Annotated in this window: 22 protein-coding genes and 3 pseudogenes; 11 read left to right on the top strand and 14 right to left on the bottom strand. The window is 64.3% G+C overall.

Annotation, left to right across the window (positions count from 1 at the left end):
• Nucleotides 1-861: 861 nt before the first annotated feature.
• The 3 genes and pseudogenes from OHQ90_RS25290 to OHQ90_RS25280 all read left to right on the top strand — a co-directional run bounded on the left by OHQ90_RS25290 (nt 862) and on the right by OHQ90_RS25280 (nt 2,981).
• On the top strand, nt 862-1,185 hold the full coding sequence (locus tag OHQ90_RS25290; protein WP_328401511.1) for a hypothetical protein: 324 nt from the start codon (nt 862-864) through the stop codon (nt 1,183-1,185).
• Nucleotides 1,186-1,371, top strand: a pseudogene (locus OHQ90_RS25285) (IS256 family transposase); the annotation flags it as partial.
• Nucleotides 1,372-1,454: 83 nt separating this feature from the next.
• Complete coding sequence (locus tag OHQ90_RS25280; protein WP_328401509.1) at nt 1,455-2,981, top strand: ISL3 family transposase; 1,527 nt, start codon at nt 1,455-1,457, stop codon at nt 2,979-2,981.
• A 51-nt stretch (nt 2,982-3,032) separates the two neighbouring features.
• Here OHQ90_RS25280 and OHQ90_RS25275 read toward each other — a convergent pair whose 3' ends face one another.
• The gene (locus tag OHQ90_RS25275) at nt 3,033-5,609 is read right to left on the bottom strand and encodes an AAA family ATPase (protein ID WP_328401506.1); all 2,577 of its coding nucleotides are present in this window, start codon (nt 5,607-5,609) and stop codon (nt 3,033-3,035) included.
• A 76-nt stretch (nt 5,610-5,685) separates the two neighbouring features.
• On the opposite strand from OHQ90_RS25275, the gene OHQ90_RS25270 reads away from it, so the two are divergent.
• Nucleotides 5,686-6,213, top strand: a complete 528-nt coding sequence (locus OHQ90_RS25270) for a hypothetical protein (protein WP_328401504.1) — start codon at nt 5,686-5,688, stop codon at nt 6,211-6,213.
• Here the strand turns inward: OHQ90_RS25270 and OHQ90_RS25265 are convergent.
• The 3 genes and pseudogenes from OHQ90_RS25265 to OHQ90_RS25255 all read right to left on the bottom strand — a co-directional run bounded on the left by OHQ90_RS25265 (nt 6,153) and on the right by OHQ90_RS25255 (nt 7,019).
• On the bottom strand, nt 6,153-6,365 hold the full coding sequence (locus tag OHQ90_RS25265; RefSeq protein ID WP_328413084.1) for a hypothetical protein: 213 nt from the start codon (nt 6,363-6,365) through the stop codon (nt 6,153-6,155). The genes OHQ90_RS25270 and OHQ90_RS25265 overlap by 61 nt on opposite strands.
• A 111-nt stretch (nt 6,366-6,476) precedes the next feature.
• Nucleotides 6,477-6,600 (bottom strand): annotated as a pseudogene (locus tag OHQ90_RS25260) (IS5/IS1182 family transposase); the annotation flags it as partial.
• 14 nt (nt 6,601-6,614) lie between these two features.
• Complete coding sequence (locus OHQ90_RS25255; RefSeq protein ID WP_328401502.1) at nt 6,615-7,019, bottom strand: transposase; 405 nt, start codon at nt 7,017-7,019, stop codon at nt 6,615-6,617.
• Nucleotides 7,020-7,119: 100 nt separating this feature from the next.
• Between OHQ90_RS25255 and OHQ90_RS25250 the strand changes: the two genes are divergently transcribed.
• From OHQ90_RS25250 to OHQ90_RS25235, 4 genes are all read left to right on the top strand, one after another.
• A complete protein-coding gene (locus OHQ90_RS25250) occupies nt 7,120-8,253 on the top strand; it encodes an IS701 family transposase (protein WP_442941170.1) in 1,134 nt (377 codons plus the stop codon).
• Nucleotides 8,250-8,414 carry a hypothetical protein gene (locus OHQ90_RS25245; protein ID WP_328401500.1) on the top strand — a complete coding sequence of 55 codons (165 nt, stop codon included), beginning with the start codon at nt 8,250-8,252 and terminating at the stop codon, nt 8,412-8,414. The genes OHQ90_RS25250 and OHQ90_RS25245 overlap by 4 nt, the downstream gene beginning before the upstream one ends.
• Before the next feature lie 259 nt (nt 8,415-8,673).
• Nucleotides 8,674-9,543 (top strand): MspA family porin, encoded by an 870-nt coding sequence (locus tag OHQ90_RS25240; RefSeq protein WP_328401496.1) that lies wholly within the window; start codon nt 8,674-8,676, stop codon nt 9,541-9,543.
• A gap of 501 nt (nt 9,544-10,044) precedes the next feature.
• Entirely contained in the window at nt 10,045-11,034 is a 990-nt protein-coding gene (locus tag OHQ90_RS25235) for an IS481 family transposase (protein WP_328399578.1), read from the top strand.
• Here OHQ90_RS25235 and OHQ90_RS25230 read toward each other — a convergent pair.
• The 8 genes and pseudogenes from OHQ90_RS25230 to OHQ90_RS25195 form a co-directional block, all read right to left on the bottom strand.
• Nucleotides 11,031-11,435: an SgcJ/EcaC family oxidoreductase gene (locus tag OHQ90_RS25230; RefSeq protein WP_328401493.1), complete on the bottom strand. Its 405-nt coding sequence runs from the start codon at nt 11,433-11,435 to the stop codon at nt 11,031-11,033. The two genes, OHQ90_RS25235 and OHQ90_RS25230, sit on opposite strands and share 4 nt — an antisense overlap.
• A gap of 703 nt (nt 11,436-12,138) precedes the next feature.
• Nucleotides 12,139-12,381 (bottom strand): annotated as a pseudogene (locus OHQ90_RS25225) (alanine dehydrogenase); the annotation flags it as partial.
• Between the two features lie 606 nt (nt 12,382-12,987).
• Nucleotides 12,988-14,202, bottom strand: a complete 1,215-nt coding sequence (locus tag OHQ90_RS25220) for an FAD-dependent oxidoreductase (RefSeq protein WP_328401491.1) — start codon at nt 14,200-14,202, stop codon at nt 12,988-12,990.
• A gap of 513 nt (nt 14,203-14,715) precedes the next feature.
• Nucleotides 14,716-15,069 (bottom strand): fumarate reductase subunit FrdD, encoded by a 354-nt coding sequence (gene frdD, locus OHQ90_RS25215; protein WP_328401489.1) that lies wholly within the window; start codon nt 15,067-15,069, stop codon nt 14,716-14,718.
• Entirely contained in the window at nt 15,066-15,458 is a 393-nt protein-coding gene (locus OHQ90_RS25210) for a fumarate reductase subunit C (RefSeq protein ID WP_328401487.1), read from the bottom strand. The genes frdD and OHQ90_RS25210 overlap by 4 nt, the downstream gene beginning before the upstream one ends.
• Complete coding sequence (gene sdhB, locus OHQ90_RS25205; RefSeq protein WP_328401484.1) at nt 15,455-16,198, bottom strand: succinate dehydrogenase iron-sulfur subunit; 744 nt, start codon at nt 16,196-16,198, stop codon at nt 15,455-15,457. The genes OHQ90_RS25210 and sdhB overlap by 4 nt, the downstream gene beginning before the upstream one ends.
• A 5-nt stretch (nt 16,199-16,203) precedes the next feature.
• The gene (gene frdA, locus OHQ90_RS25200) at nt 16,204-17,946 is read right to left on the bottom strand and encodes a fumarate reductase (quinol) flavoprotein subunit (protein WP_328401482.1); all 1,743 of its coding nucleotides are present in this window, start codon (nt 17,944-17,946) and stop codon (nt 16,204-16,206) included.
• A 25-nt stretch (nt 17,947-17,971) separates the two neighbouring features.
• On the bottom strand, nt 17,972-18,112 hold the full coding sequence (locus tag OHQ90_RS25195; RefSeq protein WP_328401480.1) for a hypothetical protein: 141 nt from the start codon (nt 18,110-18,112) through the stop codon (nt 17,972-17,974).
• Between the two features lie 512 nt (nt 18,113-18,624).
• Between OHQ90_RS25195 and OHQ90_RS25190 the strand changes: the two genes are divergently transcribed.
• Nucleotides 18,625-19,683, top strand: coding sequence for an endonuclease/exonuclease/phosphatase family protein (locus tag OHQ90_RS25190; RefSeq protein ID WP_328401478.1), 1,059 nt, complete (start codon nt 18,625-18,627; stop codon nt 19,681-19,683).
• A complete protein-coding gene (locus tag OHQ90_RS25185) occupies nt 19,632-19,982 on the top strand; it encodes an MmyB family transcriptional regulator (protein ID WP_328401476.1) in 351 nt (116 codons plus the stop codon). The genes OHQ90_RS25190 and OHQ90_RS25185 overlap by 52 nt, the downstream gene beginning before the upstream one ends.
• Here the strand turns inward: OHQ90_RS25185 and OHQ90_RS25180 are convergent.
• Nucleotides 19,943-20,818: a proline dehydrogenase family protein gene (locus OHQ90_RS25180; protein ID WP_328401474.1), complete on the bottom strand. Its 876-nt coding sequence runs from the start codon at nt 20,816-20,818 to the stop codon at nt 19,943-19,945. The two genes, OHQ90_RS25185 and OHQ90_RS25180, sit on opposite strands and share 40 nt — an antisense overlap.
• Nucleotides 20,819-21,221: 403 nt before the next feature.
• Here OHQ90_RS25180 and OHQ90_RS25175 point away from each other — a divergent pair, with 403 nt between their 5' ends.
• On the top strand, nt 21,222-21,683 hold the full coding sequence (locus tag OHQ90_RS25175; protein WP_328401472.1) for a hypothetical protein: 462 nt from the start codon (nt 21,222-21,224) through the stop codon (nt 21,681-21,683).
• Nucleotides 21,684-21,746: 63 nt separating this feature from the next.
• Here OHQ90_RS25175 and OHQ90_RS25170 read toward each other — a convergent pair whose 3' ends face one another.
• Nucleotides 21,747-21,962, bottom strand: coding sequence for a hypothetical protein (locus OHQ90_RS25170; protein ID WP_328401470.1), 216 nt, complete (start codon nt 21,960-21,962; stop codon nt 21,747-21,749).
• Nucleotides 21,963-21,977: the final 15 nt, after the last annotated feature.

Genomic DNA, 21,977 nt, shown 5'->3' with positions numbered 1-21,977 from the left:
GGCATCGGTGCTGGCAGGGACGCTGATCTCGAGGCGCGGCCGGTCTGGGGCGGTTACCCCGGTGTCGGGTCGGTGCCCAGGTTGAGCCGATTGACGCCGGAGCGCTGCCGAACGTCGACGCGTGGATCAACCACGGTCCGCCTGACCCCCGCCCGGCCCGAGCGGTGACTGGTCCTCGCGCTCGCACACCACCCGTATCTTCGTGCCGAGTGGGTCCCACTGCTTGTCACTGCACGAGGACGGATACGCCGGACACCGCAACGGCGACTGGCCATGGGCCGGGCAGGACGAACACAGACTCGGCAATACTGACACACGAACTCCTGGCAGAACATGGTCTCGACAACCGGTGATCTACCAGGAGTTCTTCATGTCCGAACTACACCACGCCGGACCGAACACCGTTCACCCGCAACCACATCGCCGACCCGGCACCACCGAACCCGGCACGGCCGAATCCACCGATAACTCACCACCACCGACAGCTGACGACAGTTCCCGGACGCTCACTAAGTCACGCGATGGTGACCCGCCCGACCCATCTAGGTAGGTAGTTGCGTACCTTGCCGATGTGGGTTGGCTACCTATGCGACGAGGGTAAGAGGTGTCGGCGGGCACAGGTGTCGGTTGGGTGCGTTCCACCGCGCGGTTGATGCCCGTCAGCGACGATGGCGACCCCTGCGGTGCACAACGACGTGGAGCCGAGTCGGGCAACGACGCTCGGTGGGGTCGCGGTCATCAACTGGATACGAGTGGCTACGAGTGCCGGGCTTGGCTTTGCGAGCGGGCTGCGGCGAACATATCCATCCGGCTGGCGCAGGTGGTTGTCTGCGGTGGTCGGTCGATGCGGAATTGGCTTCTATGATGACTGCACTATTACCTCTTGCCTACGGGTACTTGCGTGATGACTTGATCGGTGATCGCGACGGTGAGTCGGGTGAAGACACGTTACGGGCTGCTGCCCGCTCGCTCGGCTACGAGCTGGGTACCGTGTTCCATGAACCGCCACCGGAGACCGGAATGCTGCCACCAGCGTTCGTCGATCTGATCCAGGAATGCCGCCGCGCCGCGGCGCACGCGGTGATCACACTGGCGGGGCACATGTCGAACATGTCGATGTCGCGGATGGTCCTGCAGGCGGTCCTGCAAGTGCGCGTCGAGGCCGTCGTCCACGAAGTCGGGTAACGAGTCATCAAGGCCCGAGGACATTTCCCCAGCGAGCAGGCCGCCCTGAAATGCCTGTAGCTGGTCACCCGTTCACTCGACCCGACCGGCGCCGGTCGGGCACGATGGACGATGCGCTGGAAACCTGCGGTCAACGCGTTTGCGATCACCTTCGCCGACCGCTGGCCCGACGCCCAAACTTACTGAGGAACAACGCCGGAAACACCGTTTAACGAGGCTCTGGCTCACTTTCGGTGGTAGGTCTGCGCGACTGACGGCAGGATGCGTCGGTGAGTGTGGTGAATGTGCCTGTCGGGGTGGCTTTTTCAGGACTGGGTCCGCTGGTTGTCGAGGATGTGCGTGATGATGGTCGAAGAATCCTGGTGTCGGCGCGGACACCGGCGGGCCCGGCGGTGTGTCCTTCCTGCGGAACCTGGTCTGGCCGGGTACATAGCTATCATCAACGAACCCTCGCCGACATGCCGATGGACGGTCGCAGCGTTGTCGTTCGGGTCCGTATCCGACGGCTGTTCTGCTCAACTCTTCAGTGCTTCACCACTTTTCGTGAACAAGTCCCCGGTGTGGTGGAACGCTATCAACGGCGCACCGTCCGTCTCACCGCGCAGGTGCGGGCGGTGGTCCGGGAACTGGCCGGGCGCGCCGCGGTCAGGCTGCTGGGGGCGCTGGCGGTGCGGTTGTCACGTCACACCGCGATCCGGATCCTCCTGCGTATTCCCGCACCGCGGCCACCGATCCCGCAGGTGGTGAGTGTGGACGATTTCGCTCTGCTACGTCGCCACCGTTACGGCACCGTCCTGATCAACGCCGTCACACACGAGCGGATCGATGTGCTGCCCGACCGCAGGTCCGACACGCTCGAGGCGTGGCTGCGCGCCCATCCGGGTGTCGAGGTCGTCGTTCGTGACAGATCGGCTTCTTACGCCGAGGCCGTGCGCCGCGCTCTGCCGGGCGCGACCCAGGTCGCTGATCGCTGGCATCTGTGGCACGGATTGGTGCGGTCGGTGGAGAAGGTAGTCACTGCCCACAGTCGCTGCTGGGCAGCGGCCGGACCGAAACGGCGCACGCTGACACGCGAGACGACCACCTTGCAACGGTGGCGCGCCGTGCACAATCTGCTCGATCAAGGAGTCGGACTGATGGACTGCGCCCGCCGACTGGGCGTGGGCCTCAACACCGTCAAACGCTACGCCCGAACAGCCGAACCCGAAAAACTGCGCCGCCCACCGCAATACCGTGCATGCCTGGTCGATCCCTACCGCGATCACCTGCGAGAACGCCGCGCCACCGAACCCGGCGTGCCGGTAGTCGCTTTGTTCCACGAGATCAAAGCCCTCGGCTACACCGGCAGCCTCAACCTTCTGCACAAATACCTCAACCAGGGCCGCGAACGGAGTGACCGGATCGCGCCGTCGCCGCGGCGGCTGACCTCCTGGATCACCACCAAGCCCGCCGACCTGACCGAACAGCGGCGTGTCCACCTCGACGAGCTCCTCGCCGCATGCCCGGAGCTGACCAGACTGGCCCGGTTGGTGCACGAGTTCGCCCGAATCATGGGCGAACGCCGCGGAAACGATCTCGATGGTTGGATGAAACAGGTCCGCGACGCCGGGCTACCCGAACTCGATCCGTTCCTGCGCGGCCTCACCCAGGACCACGACGCCGCCGTTGCTGGATTCACCCTGCCTTACAACAACGGCCCGGTCGAGGGCGTCAACACGAAAACCAAACTGATCAAACGACAAATGTATGGCCGCGCCAGCTTCCGACTCCTACGCCACCGCATCCTCCTGGCCTAGAAACCGGCCACCACCGAAAGTGAGCCAGAGCCGTTAACGAGATACTCCCGGTTATCGGTGGGGTTGGTGGCGGTGCAGGTGCGGTCGTCGGGTGGCTTCGGTTTGGACGTGGTCGATGTGGTTTTTGGGGACGAATCCGATGATGTCGGCGCGTGAGGTGATGACCAGTTTCTGGAAGATGGCACTGACCTGGGCGTCGATGGTTCTGGAGGAGTTTCCTCGGCGTGCGGCGATGGCGGTGTTGGTCCATCCGGCCGCTGCCAGGATCGCGACCTGCCGTTCCGCGGTGGATAGTTCGTTCCAAGGCGATCGGGTGTCGTTGCGGGCGGGTTGTTCGATGTGCAGTGTGCCCAGAGCGAGCTGTTGGACCTCGGTCAGTTCGGGGCGCAGCCGAGAGCCTCGGGTTTCGGCGACGGTGAAGGTGTTGTCCCCGAGCACGCGGCGCACGATGCCGATCGCCTTGGCGGTTTCAGCGCCGAAGGGACCCATGTTCTCGATGCCGACGCCGATTCGGGCGCGGAGTGTTTTGGTCCCTCCGGCAAGTTGAGCGGCTTCGGTGGCCAGGGCGGTGAGGGTGGCTCGGTCGGGGTTTGCGGCGGCGATCGTGTCGGTGATGATCTGGGCAAGCGACCATATTCGGATTTCCACCGCCCACAACGCACCCCATTGGTCGCCCGTTGGGAGTTGCTGTGCCAGCGCGGCGCGTCCGACGGCGAGCGCCTCGGTGGGGTTGCCGTGTTGGGTGAGCGTAATCGCCCAGGCCAGTTCGGCCCAGGATTTCGTCCACCACGCCCCCGATGCGGTGGCGTTATCGAGGTTGCGTCGGGGGATCTCGCGGGCTTGATGCGGTGATCCGAGCATACTAGCGGCCAGCGCGGCGAACATTTCGCACATCGAGGCGGGGCCTTCGCTGCCCAGACGGTGGGCTTTGTCGGCGGCGCGAGTCAAGACTGTGATGGCTCGCCGATCACTGCGGGCCAGCAACAGTTCAGCGCCCCACGCGAATTCGACAGCGGCGGGCAGGCCGATATCGGTTTCGGGGTTTTGTCGCCAGTCGGCCCTGGCCTCGGGCAGACAGAGGAGGATGCAGTCTTCGAGCATTCGTTCGGCGTCTTCGAGCTGGCCCTGACACAGCAAGATCAGCACGAGCTGGGCCACAGCGTCTGTTTGGAGTTCGACCGGCTGCGGGCGCAGGACACGAGTGGCCGCCAGGGTGCGTTCGGTCCAGCGGCGGGTCTCTCGCAGCGAGCCCGCGAAGAACGGGACGCGCAGGACCATCAGCCCGACGCAGATCTCCAGGCCGAGTACGGATTCGCCCGGTGTGGCGAGACTGGACTCGATCGCGGTCAGCAGGTTGTCCCATTCGGCGCGGGCCCAATCCAGCAGGTCCCTCTCTGTGGGACCGAACCAGTGGGACGCCGCGTACAAGACTTTGTCGCGATAGTAACGGCGGTGGCGCGCAGCCAGCCGGGCTGGTTCGTCGTTCATCTCGCCGGTGGAGCGTTCGATTAGTCGCTGCTGGGCGAATACTCGGATACTTTCCAATAGCGAATATCGCACGGTCGTCGCCGTCATGTGTACCGACACCAGCGACTGGTCGACCAGACGCTCCAGCAACCCCTCGACCTCATCGATCATCACCCTCACGACCGCATCGGTGCCGGGGTCGTCGGCGCAGACAGCCTGGATGGCTTCCAGGTCGGCCCCGACGTCGAGGACTCTGTCACCGATGTTGTCTTGCGGGTTGGGGTCATAGCCCGCGGCGAACACCGACATGCGGTCCAGCAACAGACGTTCGGTGTCGGTGCACAGCTCGTACGACCAGGCGATGACGTCGCCGACCGCCCGGTGACGGGGGTCAACTCCGAACCGTGGTCCGGGCGACCAGCGCATCCGTCCGTCGGCGGCCCGGCCGCTCAACTCGTCGAGGATGCTCGCCAGTGGTTGCAGACGCATTCGGGCAGCGGCCAGCTGGATGTAGAGCGGATGGTTGTGCACGTGGCGACAGATCGACTCGACCGTGGTGATCTGCTCGCGCTCGGCGATCGGGTGGCCAGCCTGTTCGGCCCGTTGCCGGAACAATGCCAACGCCTGCTCGCGGGTCAGCGGGGGCACCTCGACCAGTCGCTCGTCGATCCAGCCGATCGCCTCGCGGCTGGTCGCCACGACGCTCAGCCCCGGCACCGCCTCCAGCAGTTCGGCGATCAACTCACCGGCACCGACGACGACGTGCTCGCAGTTGTCCAGCACCAACACGATCTGCCGGTCCCGCCCCGCCGCATCGGCGACGGCGAACGTCTCGACCAACGCGTCGAACACCGACCGACCGGAGAAGTCGACATCCAGCACCGCCTTGGCGACTTCTTCCTCGACAGCGGCACGGTCGCAGCCTTTGACCAGCCGGGCCAACCGCGCCCAATACACCGGTACGCTTCTGGCTTTGTGGTAACGCCGCACGGCCTCGGCCGCCAACCGGGTTTTACCGATCCCTCCCGGCCCGGTCAACGTGATCAACCGGGCCGAACTCAACAGCAGGGTGCTGATCGTCTCCAGCTCACGGTCACGACCAACGAAGTTCGCGGTGGCTGCGGGTAGGCCACCGACGCGATCCCAACCTCTGGTCGCCACAGCGCATCATCCTACTCTTCGTCTTCGCGCGTCGGCCTTCTACCGTTGCCGGCCCGAGCCGGTGATCATGTTCCCGTTGGCGCGTCTGTATCCCGATGCCAACGAGCTCGAGGAACGGATGCCGCGGTGGATGGTGGAGCACCGGCTGGTGTCCGATCCTGGCGAGGAGGACTTCCGGCGCGGGCAGTTGTCGGGGCAGGTGATGGCATGGCTTGCCACGTCAATGGCCGCCGTCAGGTATCCGCCGCCGGAGGCTGCGTTCCGCGTCGACAAGCAGCAGGGTGACGATCTTGTCCAGCTCGGCCTACGACCGACGAATCCGTCCGCCGCCGACACACGAACGCCGCGGCCTTCCCGCGCGACCGACATAGCCCGACAGTGGTCCTCCCCACCGGACCGGAAACTCTCTGATTCCGCCGCGATCCTTCTCCAGTCTCGGGAGCATGCCCACCGGCAAGCTTCTACTCGCGTCTACGCTTCGGCACGCGCTGAGCGGTTAGTCGATCACCAAGATTGCGTCGAAGTCGATTTCGGCGAGCACCGTCAGGTAAGTCGAATGAAACTACCTAGGATGATGGCGGCGATGGTGAGTTCGGCCTGGTAGTAGGCGGCGCGTTTGGTGTAGAGGGTGGCCAGGTCGCGGAATTGTTTGAGTCTGTTGAAGCATCGCTCGACGACATTGCGCTGCTTGTAGGTTTCGGCATCGAACGAGGGCGGTCGGCCGCCGCGTGATCCCTTGGCTTTGCGACCACCGATCTGATCGTGACGTTCGGGACTGATGAACCGGACCCGGCGCTCGCGTAGCGCGCCGGGTCGACGGATGCGAATACGCCCTGTCGGCGATCACCGCGTCGGGACGGATGCGCGGCCGACCCGGCCCGACCCTGGCCACGCTGATGCCGTCGAGCAGCGCCAGCATCTGCGGGTTGTCTCCGGCTTGGCCCGGTGTGAGCAGTACCCGCATCGGTAGGCCGCGGCCGTCGACGGCCAGATGGACTTTGGTGCTCAGCCCACCGCGAGATCGTCCGAGCGCTTCTCCCTCGACGACGATGCCCGGTCCGGTTGCAGCGCCCCCTTTTTGGCCCGCAGGTGCGAGCCGTCGACGATGACCCGGTCGAAGTCGATCAACCCCGCGCTGTGGCAGCGGGCCAGGATCGCTTGATGCATCTGCTCGAACACCCCGGCGGCCTGCCAGTCCCGCAACCGCCGCCAGCAGGTCATCCCTGACCCGAAGCCCAGTTCTTGGGGTAGGTCTTCCCACCCGATCCCGGTGATCAGCACGAACAGGATTCCTTGCAGCACCAGCCGGTTGTCCATCTGGGCGGGTCCCGGTGTTCCCGGCGCCTTCGTCGGTAGTAGCGGCTCGATTACTGCCCACAACTGGTCGTCTACGATCCATGGTGCTGCCACAGCGAAACATCCTGCACTGCAACGACACTCAACGCCAACCAGCAGAACCTGTTAGTACTGCAACTGCACTCGTGTAGTTCGTTCCTGGTAGACCTGTTGCGTGGTGTTGGATCATGCTGTGGCCGAACTGGATTCGTTGATGGCGAGGATCGGGGAACGGTTCACCCGCGCTGAACCGCGGGGGCGGGCGGGTGAGTATGTGTCGGGGCTGGTCGCGGGCCTGGAACGCAAGAACGGGTGGACGTTGGCCGAACGCGCTTGTGAGAGCGCTCCGGACGGGATGCAGCGGCTGCTGCGCGCTGCCGACTGGGACGTCGACGGGGTGCGTGACGATGTGCGCGATTATGTGGTCGAACACCTCGGTGACCCGGCCGCCGTGCTGGCCGGTGATGAGACCGGTTTCCTGAAGAAGGGAACCAAATCCGCTGGCGTGCAACGGCAGTACTCGGGCACGGCCGGACGTACGGAGAACTGTCAGATCGGGGTGTTCCTGGCGTATGCGTCCAAACACGGGCACGCCCTGATCGACCGGGAGCTCTACGTCCCGCAGTCGTGGATCGGTGATCGGCAGCGGTGCCGTGACGCCGGGATTCCCGACGAAATCGAGTTCGCCACCAAGCCCCGGCAGATGATCGCCATGCTCGAGCGTGCGCTGGTCGCGAAGGTGCCGTTTGTGTGGTTCACCGCTGATGAGGCCTACGGTCAGGCCGGCTACCTGCGGGCTTGGTGTGGGGACCACGACGTGTTCTATGTGATGGCCACCCGCTGCGATCACCAGCTGGCCACCCGCGCCGACCGCATCGCTCGTGCCGACGAGCTGGTCGCGGAGTTCGGCGACCGCACCTGGCAACGGTTGTCGGTCGGTGCCGGCGCACACGGACCCCGCGAATACGACTGGGCACGCCGCCAGATCGAGGGCACCTGGAAGACCGGGCGCGGGCACTGGCTGCTGGCACGGCGCTCGATCAGTGACCCCACCGAGATCGCCTACTACATCTGCTACGGCCCGGCCTCGTCGCGGCTGGTCGATCTGGCCTGGACCGCCGGGTCGCGCTGGCATGTGGAAGAAGCGTTTCAGCAGGCCAAAGGCGAGGCCGGGCTCGACCATTATCAGGTCCGCAAATGGCGCGCCTGGTATGCCCACATCACCCTGTCGATGCTCGCCCTGGCCTGGCTTGCCGCCACAAAAACCCTTGCCGCAAAGGGGGACTCGCCAGAAGCGAAGAAGGCATGATCGCTCTCACGCTACCGGAGATCCGCCGCTTACTCATCGCGTTCGTGCTCACTCCGCTGCATGCCGCCGACCACATCTGGGCCTGGTCACGCTGGCGACGACGCCGACAACACCAAGCCCGGCTGTCGCACTACCGGCGGCGAGGGCACCCACTCACCTGAGTGCAGTTGCAGTATTAAGCCGACGACGCGGCCGGGACGGGGCGAATTTTCGAATCCTGTGTGCGCCCGGCAAATCTGTGGCTGTGCCCAGTCGATGCGCGACACACCCTGCAACCTCGATGCGTCGGGCTGGTATCCCACTATGCTTGCCGTGTATTAGCCATGTGGGTCTATTCGGACAATTTCGCCACCGCTGATGTACATCCGATTCGAAACGGGATCAAATATGCGACCTCGATTCGTCGTTATCGCGACCGCTGTGGTCGCGGCTGTTCTGGCTGTGGTTCTGTGGCAGGGCGCCGAGCCGAGCCAAGCCCAACCGCCCGGTGCGGACGTCTCCGGTGCCGGGATTCATCTGACGACATCGGTGGACAACGTCAAAGTGGACCCACCGGGCGACCGGATGCCGAGCTTTCTCATGACATTCGCGCATGCCGCGCAGCTATCAGGCGACTACTCGCTGACCGTGGAGGGCAATGGAATAACGTCCGGCCAGGCCGTCGCGGGGTTCCTCCTCGGCTGCGCGATCAGTCTGGACAACGGCTTCTCCATCGGAATCGATCCCAATCAAGGGCTGTTGGCGAGTATTTCCCCCGACTTCGGCCAGTCGAACGTTGCCGCCACCCTGCCGAGTGTGACGCCCGCGCCGGGGCCCACAACGCCGAGTGCCCCCACCATCTCCCGGAGTGCCGCACCGATCTCCCGGAGTGCCGCACCGATCTCCCGGAGTGCCGCACCGATCTCCCGGAGTGCCGCACCGATCTCCCGGAGTGCCGCACCGATCTCCCGGAGTGCCGCCTCCACCTCCGAGAGCGCCGCCACCACTTCCCCGAGTGCCTCGACCAGCCCGTCCTCCGCGAGCCTCGGACCGACCGTCGGCGGCGCCCTGGGCTTGACCGAGATCCTGGAAGCCACCTTGGCGCCGGGCCAGATCACCACCGTCACGACAGTGACGGCCGACCTGGACGACAAGACGGTGTTCCCGTACCACTTCATTTTCAACAACGCCGCGTTGAACGTCGGCCAGTGTGCCTCACCGGTATCGGCCGTCCCCTTCATCACCGCCACGGTGAGTACCGCGGTGGGGACGGTGCAGACCACTGCATACGGCAGCCAGTTCACCTTCTGATTCCAGGAAACGAAGGCTCGAGGACACGCGCGAGGAATTTGCCAGCAGAGGGGTACGTGTCGTCGTATCGGCGGGTCGATCTCGATATTTGGTGCCGGCGGCTGGCGGGTTTCGGCTGCGTGGTGTGCAACGCGGCCGGTGAGGTGTCGAGTCGCCCGTTCGACGATGCGGGGCAAGGCGATCTTCCGCGGAAGGGCGTGTGGGTGAGTCACAAGGGTGAGCGGTTGGATTCAGGAGTCGCTATTTCCGGTCAGTGTGCATGGACGAAAGACGTTGCCCTACGGTGACTCACCGGTGAACAGGCCCTCGCGATCCAGCGACAGCCTGGACTCGAGTCTCGACAGCTGGGCCACCCAGCTGATGTGCTTGGTGGCCCAGCCTCGGGGGTTCGCTAGCTGTACTGACCATGGACGTTGGTGACGGCGTGGCGAGCTGACATGGCGAAGACCTCCGAGTGAAGTGCGAGCTGTCTAGGAACGCATTCACCTGTCGGAGGTCTTCGTGTCTCACCGTAATGCCCCGCTCACGGAGTTGGGCCGGTTGCGTCTTGCTCGTTGTGTCGTCGATGAAGGTTGGCCGCTCCGCCGGGCGGCCGAACGGTTCCAGGTCTCGGCCACCACCGCGTCGAGGTGGGCGGGTCGCTATCGCCTGCAGGGCCCGGCGGGCATGGTCGATCGGTCCTCGCGACCACATCACAGCCCGCGCCGGACACCGACTCGCACCGAACGCCGCATCATCAAAGTTCGTGTGCTGCGCCGATGGGGACCGGCCCGCATCGCCTACCTACTGGGCTTGCATCCCTCGACGGTGCACCGGGTCCTGACCCGCTACCGGCTGGCACGGCTGCGCTGGCTCGACCGCGCCACCAGCCAACCGGTACGCCGCTATGAACACGATGCCCCGGGCGATCTGATCCACATCGACGTCAAGAAACTCGGCAAGATCCCCGACGGCGGTGGCTGGCGCAAGCTCGGCCGTTCCGCTGGCAACCGAAATTCCCAGGCGCACAAGCTAACCAGGGTCAACAATGTTCACGGCAACCCGATGCACGGCTACCACTACCTGCACACTGCCCTCGATGATCATTCCCGGCTGGCCTATACCGAACTCCTCGGTGACGAGCGCAAGGAAACCGCCGCCGCGTTCTGGGCACGCGCCAACGCCTGGTTCACCGCCAACGGCATCATCACCCGAAAGGTGTTGACCGACAACGGGTCCTGCTACCGATCCCGCACCTTCGCCGAGGCCCTAGGGCCGGTGGTCCACAAACGCACCCGTCCCTACCGGCCCCAAACCAACGGCAAGGTCGAACGCTTCCACCGCACCCTGGCCGACGAGTGGGCCTATGCGCGGCTCTACCGCAGCGATGTTGAACGATGCGCAGCCTTCACCACCTGGCTCCACACCTACAATCACCACCGCGGCCACACCGCACTCGCAGGCCACCCGCCCGCTAGCCGCGTTACTAACCTCTCAGGTCAGTACAGCTAGCTCGGGTCGACAGGGCTGTTGTGGTAGGCGGCGACCAACCACCTGTCGTCACGCCTCTGGAGGACCCAGGTCGCATTGACGAGCCGGTCGGCAGGCACTTCGGTTTCGCCGGCGAACACGATGCCGGCCTTGCTGACGACGATTGCGTAGTCCTGACCGAGGAACCGGATGTCTTGGATCTCGTCGGTCACGGTCGAGTTCTGGAGGTAGGTAGCGAAACTTGCAGCCATGCTCTGCCGGACTTCCTCCCTGTTCCGCCGGTAGGCCCCGGGCATGATCACGGTGGCGTGCTCGGTGTAGTCCGCGACAAAAGTGTCCGCGTCACCGGCTGCCCATGCTTTGTACTGGTCGGCCAAGACTTGGTTGATGGCCGCACAGTCGTCCGTTCGGGTCATGGTCATGGCATTCCTCCGATTTGTTGGCACGGCCCACCGTTTGGACCATTTAGCTATCCGACGCGCGAGCACCCCTCGAATCGACAACCTGAACGGAACGTCGTCGCGGGTTCATGACTTGGCGGTTTGGGTTGCGGCGGCCAGCGACTGTGAACTCGACGAGACAAAACTCCGCAGCCGGGGCAGGCTGCCGGCTCGTCTCGGGTGCTCACGTCCAGGCGCACCCGCAGCCCTACCGAGTCCCCACCATCGATCCGCAGCCCGTCAAGATGCGGAAACAGAATCGCCATCGGCCCAAGATCAGAACGCCGACAACACGATCGATCATCAAGCACCCGTTCGTATTCCGAGCCGGGTCAATCACGCAGACTGTGCCAGATCCATTTTTTCCGTGCCGTCGACATCCGTCGGGTCGGTGTGAGTTGTTCGGCCCATGAGTATCCTTCAGGGCTCCAGGTACAGGCGTTCATTGGGCAAGCGTGGGTACCTACGGCTGTCATCAGGTATCACTGCGAGATGTTTCGGATAGCAGCGGTCACGGCAATCTTGTATGAACAACAAAGCCGCGGTGACGCACGCGGTGAAATCGAGGCGCACATGACCGAGTTGCACTGCAAGGTGCACGTCCGCTTCCTCCGGATGCGGAGACATCTGGCTGTCCATGTCAGGCTCGAGCCTCCTTGGGTACCGGGCAGAAATCTGCGCGGCCATCCTCGGCAATCGGTTCCTTGACCTCGAATAGCAGTTCCGCTGTGCCCCACACGTTGTCGGCGGAGTCCATGATCGTCGCCCCCGACCGCAGGTAGTCCGCGTCATCGCACGATGACCCGCGGCAGGTGCCGAATTCGACGAATACCTCATGCCCGGGGGAGATCAGTTGGTGGGCCCGGGCCGGGGTTATCGCTACGCGGTACTCCGGGTTCTTGATTTCGCGGGGGATTCCGATTTTCACAGGCAAAAAGCTCCTGAACGTGCGTATCGAGGTTTGAGCGACAGCGCCGCAGTTGATGCCAATGTGAGGTGCATCGCCAGTTGACCGATTTCCAATTATGAGTATTCGTCACCGATATACCTATACTGCTGCGGAAAATTCTGACATTGCCCCGTACTTCTGCTTTATGTTCAGCCGGAATGCTTGATCTGGGTTCGGAACCGAGAGATCTTCGGTGCGGGAGCGATGAGCCCGCCGCACGGCTTAATGTCGTCACTGATGCGGAGCCAGGCAGCCATGGTGCCGCACTACTGCGACAAGACCGGCCGAACCCGCCTGGCCTGGTCGCCGTTCGGTAGCGCGCAGGCGGACCCTATGTATGGGGCACTGCAACAGTCGCCCACTACCGACTGCCTGCGGACCTACCCAGGACCGCGGAGCCGCCCGCCATTCCGCAGACCGTCGCGCGGAGCGTCGACTCCACTGCGTCACTGGCTCAGGCCCGGCGTATCGGAGTGCCGATTGCGGGCGACCCGCGGCCCGGATCCGCCTGCCGAGTTCCCACCATGGTCACTCGAAATACCCGGCCCACGCGGGGCCGGGCCTTGGTCGTGCAAGTGGGACTCGTCAGGTCGCGACCTTCTGGTTCCAGTCGATGACGAACCGGTGAACCGGGCCGAACATCTTCTCCGGCTTCAGGAATGTGCGGGTGGCCAGCGGCATGGTGAGGCCGAAGAGGGCCTTGGCGATGGGGCCGGAGGTCTTGCCGCTATTGGTCTTGGCGGCATTGTTCGAGATGTCCTCCACGCGGGGGCGGCGCAGCCGCTCGTAGGCGGCGAACGCGGCGGTCGGGTCGGTGATGTCGCGCAGGCAGCGGGCAAGCTCGACCGCGGACTCGATGGCCAGCGACGCGCCCTGACCGGAGCTGGAGGAGGGGGCGTGCGCCGAGTCGCCGACGAGCACCATCCGATCGCGGAACCAATGTGGTAGGTGCGGCATCCGTTCCATCGGGCCCGCGACGATCATCTTCTCAACGCTGGTTCGCTGGAACAGCTGCTGGCCCGGGGTGTCGCCGACGTGTGCGGCGCGCAGCTCGGCCAGCCACTTCTCGGCGGAGACGGCCTTGGCCTCGGCCATCGTCATCGCCTCCTGCTGTGGGAGGTTGCTGAAGAACATGTCGCTGCCGTCGGGTTGCCGCCAGTAGCCGTAGAACGCTCGTTTGCCGAATGCGAAGTGCATGGCGTCGATATCGCCGACGCCACCGTCGCGGCGCCTGCCGTCGGGTGTGAACTCACCGAAGCCGAAGCTCATCAGTCCGGTGTACTCGGGGCCGGGAGCCTCGGGGTCGATCAGGGTGCGGACAGTCGAGTGGATGCCGTCGGCGCCGATGAGGATGTCGCCCTCGGCGCTGGTGCCATCGGCGAATGTCGCGACGACCCCGTGCGCGGTCTCCGTGACGTCGACCAGCCGTTTTCCGTGCTCGATCGCGATCCCGTTCGCCAAGGCGTGGTCGTGCAGCACACCGAACAAGTCCGCGCGCAGCATCACGCAGCTCGGCGGCAGGCCTGGTAGGGCGTCGACGCGCATGAGTTTGCGGCCTCGTCCTGTCTCCATGACCATGCTGTGCAGCGGGTGTCCGGCGGCCCGCACCAGTTCGTCGGCGCCGACCGTTTTCAGTGCGGCCAGTCCATTCGGGGCGACAGTCAGCGCGCCGCCTACGTCGCGGGCTGCGCTGTCGTACGTCTCGAACACCGTCGCTGCGATGCCGGCTTTCCGCAGTGCCAGTGCCGTCACGGGTCCGGCAATGCCGCCACCGATGATCAACGCGGTCTTGATTCCCATGATCGTTCCATCTCTTCGATCCTCGCGATCGGTGCCCGGTCGACCACCGAATCAATAGTGTCATAGACACTAGTTGCAATGCAACTAGTTTTCCGAAGTCGACGTCGGCCTGGGTTCATCAAGGGCGGAAACAAGGCAGATCGGGCAATACGAGCCGGACGTTGAAAATCCTCTGACCTGGACGGGAAAGGATCAGGTGGGCACCCGAGGACGAAATCCAGTTCCCTGGGTCGAGTGGTCGCAGGTCAGATCCTGTTTGGCGGACTGTTCGTCGCGTGTGTTGATGCGGCGTGTGCAAACGTGCTCGTTCGGCGAGGTTGCATCGGCTGTCATTCGTTGCTGGTCTGCACGGATTCGGCCGGTGCGGTGGGTCGGGCAGCGTTGCGCTGCCCGCGGTGGGACCAGCCTGTGACTGACGAATTCGTTGATGCACGGCTGACGGGCAGTCAATGACGTGGCGGGTGCGTTTGATGCGCAACCACTTAGCTGTCTCCTTCCCGAATATCCCGCGTGTTAGACGCGCAGCAGGAAGTAAGCGGCGGTTCCCGAGCCGATGACGGCGCCGCCGTAGCAGACCAGGATGATCAACGCGCTGAACTGCTCGAGCCGCAAGCCGTGGTACAGCGTGTACCGGAAGCGGTGTGCCCAATGGAATAGAGCCAGCACACAGAGCCCGAAAAGGACCAGCCGGGTGACAGGATGACGCAACACCGAGAGCAGGTATGCGTGGTCCGGCGCGGGAAGCCAGCCCAGCGGGAAGGCGAGGCCGAACAGGAACAGCAGCACCGGTATGAGCAGCGCGGCCACCATCCCGCCGACGCCGAACAGCAGCCACGCCAACGGTTCCAGGGACCTCCTGCTTTTCATCGCAGCACCACCGACAGCACGATCGTCGTCAGCAGACCCCACAGCAGGTAGTGCAGCCCAAGGATCACGACCGGTGCGACGCGCCGGTTCCGCACACGCACCACCATCGCCTTGGGCGCGAGGTTGAACCAGGTGACCGTGTGCAGAAGCACAAACAACAGGGCGATCATGTTCAGTGCGAGCACCCACGGGCCGGCGCTCCAGCTCAGAAACCGCTGGTACTCCTCGCTTCCGGAACTGACCGCGTTGACCAGAAGCAGGAGATATACCACGAACCAGGCGACGAACACGCTGCTGAGTTCGCGCAGGACGAAGATCAGGTATGAGCGGCGTTGCGCCCACCAGAACGTGGAGATCGGTTTTCGGTACAACCGGGGTGTCGTGGTCATCGTGCCCGCCAAGGCATGAGGAAATCTCGCAGCGATTGCGTGGCCGCGGTCAGCTTGTAGCGTTGGATCGCGCCGGCCGGGTCGACCCCCTTGGGGCAGGCGGTGGTGCACTCGCCGACAAGGGTGCAGGACCATACTCCCTCGGCGGACGCGAGAACGTCCCGTCGATCTCCGGCTCCCTCATCGCGCGAGTCGAGGTTGTAGCGTTGGGCCAGCGCGATCGCCGCCGGACCGAGGAACTCGGGCTCGAGCGCGTAGACGGGACAGGCCGAGTAGCAGAGCATGCAGTTGATACACATGCTGTACTTCGTGTAGTCGTCCATTTCGGACGGTGTTTGCAGGTACTCGCCGTCTTCGAGTGGCCGGTGTTCCTCCCTGATCAGCCATGGCTTGACCTCGGTCAGCTTGTGCATGAAGTCGCTGATCTCTATGACGAGATCCCGTATCACCGGGAAGTTGCGCAATGGCTCGATTCGCACCGGCCCCGGCGCGTAGTCGGTCAGGAAAGTGGCGCAGCTCAGTTGTGGCTCGCCGTTGACGGTCATGCCGCAGCTACCGCAGATGCCCATCCGGCAGGACCACCGGTAGGACACCGTTCCGTCGAGGTAGTCCTTGATGTAGTTGAGGCCGTCGAGCACCGTCCATTCCTTGCGCAGCGGGACCTCGTAGGACTGCAGTACCGGTTCGTCCTCTTGATCCGGTCGGTAGCGCGCAACCTGCAGGGTTATCCGGTCCACCATCGTCATCACCTCCCATATACGCGTTCGCCGGGAGGCCAGCGAGTAATCGTTACCGGGAGGTACGAGACCCGCCCCGAGCCGTCCGGCTGCCGATGGATCACCGAATGGGCGAGGAATCGCTGGTCGTTCCTGGCGGGGAAATCGGTCCGTTGGTGCGCGCCCCGGGATTCCTCTCGCGCCAGCGCGCAGGCGATGATGCATTCCGCCACATCGAGCATGCACGACAGCTCCAGCACCGCCACCAGTTCGGTGTTGAACGCCCGGCTGTGGTCATCGAGGCACGCGCTGCCGAACCGATCGCGAAGCTCGTGCAACTTGTCGGCCGCCTCGGCGAGGGAGTCGCCGTCCCGGTAGATCCCGGCACTGGTCTCCATCGTCTTCTGCATCTCGGTGCGGATGTGCGCGATGCGTTCGGATCCCTCGGTGTGTCGCGTGAGATCCCGTTCCAGCCGGTCCTGTTCGGCGCGGCCGCGCGCCAAGACCGCCGACGTCGGGACGGCCGTGGCCGAGCTCGCGTACTCGGCGGCGGCACGACCGGCTCGCGCACCGAAGACCAGCAACTCGGGGAGGGAGTTCGACCCGAGCCGGTTGGCGCCGTTGATACTGACGCACGCGACCTCTCCGACGGCGTACAGGCCCGCCAGGGGTGTCGCGCCATGGATGTCGGTATGGATGCCGCCCATCATGTAGTGGACGACGGGGCGTACCGGGATCAGCTCCCGGACCGGGTCGATGTTCTGGTACTTCGAGCACAGCTCGCGCACGAACGGAAGTTTCGTGTCGATGAGATCCGCACCCAGGTGGCGTATGTCGAGGTGGACGACGTGTCCGTACGGTGTGCGGATGGTCCGGCCCTTGTCGAGTTCGTGCACGAAGGCCTGCGACAGCCGGTCGCGTGGCCCGAGTTCCATGCTTCGCATGACCGGCACCGATGAGGGCGTCCCAAGGTCGTAATCCTGTAGGTAGCGGTAACCGTCCTTGTTGAGCAGCCAGCCGCCTTCCGCGCGCGTTGCCTCGGTGATCAAGATGCCCGTGAACGGAAGGCCGGTCGGGTGGTACTGGACGAACTCCATGTCCTTGAGCGGCGCGCCTGCCCGGTAGGCCAGCGCCATACCGTCGCCAGTGTTGATATTGGCGTTGGTGGTGAACGGATACACCCGGCCGCAGCCACCAGTACACACGATGACAGCGCTGGCGAGAATGGTTTCGACGCGTCCGGTGGCTAGTTCTATGGCTACGATGCCGCATACCTTGCCGTCGTCGACGAGCAATGTTGTGGCGAACCATTCGTCGTACCTGACGATGTCCTGATAGGACAGTGCGGTCTGGAACAGGGTGTGCAGCAAGTGAAAACCGGTCTTGTCGGCTGCGAACCAGGTGCGATTGTTCGTCATGCCGCCGAACGCCCGCACCGCGATGTGCCCGTCCGGCCGGCGGCTCCATGGGCAGCCCCAATGCTCTAGCTGGAGCAGCTCCCGCGGTGCTTCCTCGACGAAGGCCTCGACAGCGTCTTGGTCACAGAGCCAATCGCTGCCGGAGACCGTGTCGTATGCATGCTCTTGCAAGCTGTCGCCGGGACCGGCGACTCCGGCGGCGCCACCCTCAGCGGAGACGGTGTGGCTGCGCATCGGATAAACCTTGGAAACGATCGCGATACTCAACCGCGGATTGTGTTCCGCGATGGCGATGGCCGAACGCAGGCCCGCGCCGCCCCCGCCAACGATCACGACGTCGTGAGAAGCGGTCATGGTGGCACCACCCGGGTGTCGTCCGTCAGGCCTCGAAGTCGGCGCTGTGCTCGTCCATCAGGACCTTGCCGTCATGGCGGACGATTCTGATCCGAATGCTGCCGTCGTGAAATTCGCGCCGAATCCGGCGGCAGCCACAGTCGTAACGCAGATCGTCAATGACCAAGCCCGCCTCGTCGTCTTCGCGGTGGCGAGCCCCGCCCCTCAGTTTCCCGCACGGGGCGCGCTCCCTGCTGAACTGCTCGGTGGCGCTTAGCATCTCCATCTCCCGGCGAACCGGTGGCACACCTCACTGATAGGTACATAACAGTACGCGCATTGCGCCGAGGCCGCAGGAGGCGTGCTGGTCTGCCGGACGTAGCCCACCTGCGCCGGCGGGACGGACGGCTGAATCGCCGTCGATCGCCGCCGCGCGGGAATAACTGGGCAGGGGCGCGTGCCGCACGATCCCGATCGGTATGTCGCCGCCCAGGACCGCCGGGTCAGCCGGTACCGACATGCTTCGCGACCGTTCGGAGATGCCGCTTCGCGGGTTCTAGTGAGCCGCTGAACAGCACGACCATCCTCTGGCGCGCCGGAGATGGGCCTGACCGCCGGTAGGCCCTCACCTGAGCCCGGATGTGCTGCAGCAGCACTGCTCGCAATCGTAGGCATTTCGATGGAGGTCATGATGGGTTGATGACGCGAAGCGATAATGACGTGGGGGCGGCAGGGGCGGGCAGAGCGGTCGCGGCCGGTGCGGCGATGTCCGTTGCCGCTGCCGCACCCGCGGCACGAGAGATCCGGGTGCTCGCATTGAACACGTGGCACAGCGGCAGCAAAATCTCCAATGGCATTCAGCTGATCACCGATCTCATCATCTCGACTCAGGCCTCGATCGTGCTGCTCTCGGAGGCAACCGAAGCGACCACGGCGGTTGCGGCCGAACTGGTGCGGCGGGGGCGCGAGTTCAACGCCGTCCCCTCGCACGACACGGGAATTCTGTCGGTGTTTCCGGTCGAGGACAGCGCCGATCGGCAATGGATGGTCAAGGCGCGGTTGAACATCGGCGGAAAGCGACTCACTGTCTACTCCGCGCATCTGGAGTACCGCTGGTATGCCTCCAACCTGCCCCGAGGGTACGGACCCGGGGCCGCGGCGCCGGGCGAGTTCGCCGAGCACGAGTGGAACAAGCTGCCGGACGGCCCAGTGACCGACCCTGCCGTGATCGAGCGCATCAACGCGGCCTCGGGCCGCCCCGAGATCATCAGCAACTTTCTCGCCGACGCGAAAGCCGAGATCGCCGACGGGTCTTCGGTCATCATGGGTGGTGACCTGAACGAGCCGTCCCTGCTGGATTGGACGCCGGCCACAGCGAACTTGTTCGACCACAACGGTGTGGTGTTGGCGTGGGAGACCACTCGACGCCTGCAACAAGCCGGTTTCATCGATGCCTACCGATCGATGTACCCGGACCCGGCCACCCATCCCGGACTCACCTGGCCCTCGGACAACGTCGATGTGGACGTCTCCGAGCTCGCCTGGGCTCCTGAGGCCGACGAACGCGACCGCGTCGACTACATCTTCGCTCATGGTGCCGCGCTGTGCCTGTCTGCCGTCGGCATGATCGGCCCGCGCGGGTCCATCGTGCGTGGTACCCGACCGCAAGAACCAACCCAGGACAATTTCCTCGTCTCGCCAGCGCAGTGGGGCAGCGACCACAAAGGCATCTTCGCGACATACCAACTCACCGACTGACAGAGGATGGGTGCGCGCCTCTGCCCGGGGCCGACCCACCGACTGACGGTGCCGACGGCGCATGCGGGTACCGCTCTGCCGGACGAGCTTCAGGTGATTTTGGATCATCTTCATCCGTTGCCAGGGTGGTGTTGAGTGCGAGGTATGACGTGTTGGCTCACAACGAGCCGTATGAAGCGTTGCGTCCTGGCTTCTCGACCGGCGAACGCAACGTCGCCCGCCGGGTCTTCCTTACCCCGGAATGTTGGTCGGAAGGTGTTCAAGCGCCGCGTGATTCGGCGAGGCGGCGCATCCAGTAGCGGAACCAGTTGTGGCCAAAGGGTATGTACACGCGAACGGGGATTCCGCGGGCAGTGAGGTCGTCTATCACCTCTGGTCGCACGCCGAGTAGCTGTTCGACGGGTACGGGGCCGAGCGAGGCGAGGACTGCTTCGCGGAGGACTCCATCGTGGGTGGCAAGGGCGAATGGCGCTTTCGTCGTAGCGAGCCGGTGCGCCAAGCGCAGATAGGCGATGTCGGTGGGCTCGCCGTAGGGGAGGGCACGATCGGATTGCTCGACGTAGGCGCCTTTGACCAGCCGGATGTGGATACCGGCATTCAGGAGGCGTTCCACATCGTCGGGGGTGCGACGGAGGTTGGCCTGTACGGTGGCACCGAGCCGGTCGGCCAGCCCTCTGCCGGCGACGTTGAGCACGCATGTCAGCACGGCGTCCGAGCGCGCGTGGTCCTCGGCTCCGACCTGGATGCGGCGACCCTCCGGTAGTGCCCGCGCGATCGCTGTGATGCGGTCGGCACAGCCGCGCGGGTCGATATCGAGGCCGAGGTGGGACAGGTCGATCGCCAGCCAGGTGTCATCCGAATCGGTGAGTTGACCGGCCAATCGTAGGTAGTCATCGGTAACACGTTGTGCGACGGTTGGGTCGTCGACCAGTTCGCCGAACTGGTCGATACTGCTGGCTACGTTGCGTGCGGAGAGTTCCTGGGCTGCCCGGATCGCGTCGTCGGCCACGGTGCCCGCGACGTAGGGCGACGCTGCTCGCCACGCCATGTCCTGCCCCCACGGCACGGTCTTGACGATCCGCTCCAAGCGGGTATTGGTGGCAAGGCGAAACAGGATCGCGCGATCAATCGACATGGCCTCATGATGGCAACGGTCGTACGCGCAGCCACATTCAGGCCACCGCTCATGTCGCACATCGGGCGTTCGGATCCGCCTGTGCCAGCCGCAGACCTGTTGTCCGAGAACACAATTCGACTCTGCCGGTTGGAACCCGCGACAGTGCCGATGAGCGTGCTGCCAGCTCTATTCGAACTCGGCGTCGGCTGCTACCGCACTCGGGGATAGCGGTGCCGAACCAGATCCGTCGCGAGTCGTGGCTCGAGCAGGATCAGTTGATCGCGTTGGACGCCGATCCGGAGGTGATCGGGGTGGCGGCGCGGCTGATTGAGTGGCAGTCGATCTGACAGACCGTAGCCTGGCAGTTGTGGACCCTCAGGCTCGACGACTTTACGACCCACGCGGGCGTGCCGACGTACTCGTGACGGTTGGTGACGGAACAACCTTGCCGTATCTGACCAAGGAACTGGTCGAGGACCTGCTCGCCGATCCTCCCGATCCGAACAATCCGTTTCTCGTCATAGAACGCGAAGAGCAGAATTACGTCCAAACCTGCCTGGACTCCGACGGTGTCTACGAACTGGAATATCGCGAGGGTTCAGAGGGTGAACATTTTCGCGTACATACCTCCGACCGCAGCCTGGTGCGCGATGTTGTATGGGCGTGGTCGACCGATAATCCGTGGTGGCGCGATGCCGTTCAGTGGCGCAACGTTGATCTGACGATTGAGGAACTGTCACGGCTAAGAGAGTGCGTGACAGCAGAATTGGCCGAGATCCGGGAGCAACTGGCGGCAGTCTCGGAAATGATCCCGAAAATATCGGAGGTAGCACTGACACTGTCGGTGGAAACGGATGGTTCTGACGACGGCGAATCGAATTGACCATCGGTCGGCCCTCGCCAACCGATGTCGAAACCAGCCAGATGTGTTGGGTGCGTTCAGTTCTCAGGAGTCCGGTATAGGGATGACCAAGGCTGGGCCGGGTGGGTGAGGAGTTTCGTCTGGTTTGGCCTCGATGTGGATCAGTGTGGTCGGCAGCTGGTCGATGTCTACCCGCCATTGTTGGGTGCGGACGGTGTCGATGCGTTTGGTGATGTCGGCCTGAACTTCGTCCAGGCGTGGTAGTCGTGTGGGTTCGATCGGGAGCCGCAATATCCTCACAGCGAATATTCATCT

It is taken from the genome of Nocardia sp. NBC_00403 (assembly GCF_036046055.1).
Taxonomy (GTDB): Bacteria; Actinomycetota; Actinomycetes; order Mycobacteriales; family Mycobacteriaceae; genus Nocardia.
This window is presented reverse-complemented; position numbering and strand designations above follow the sequence as displayed.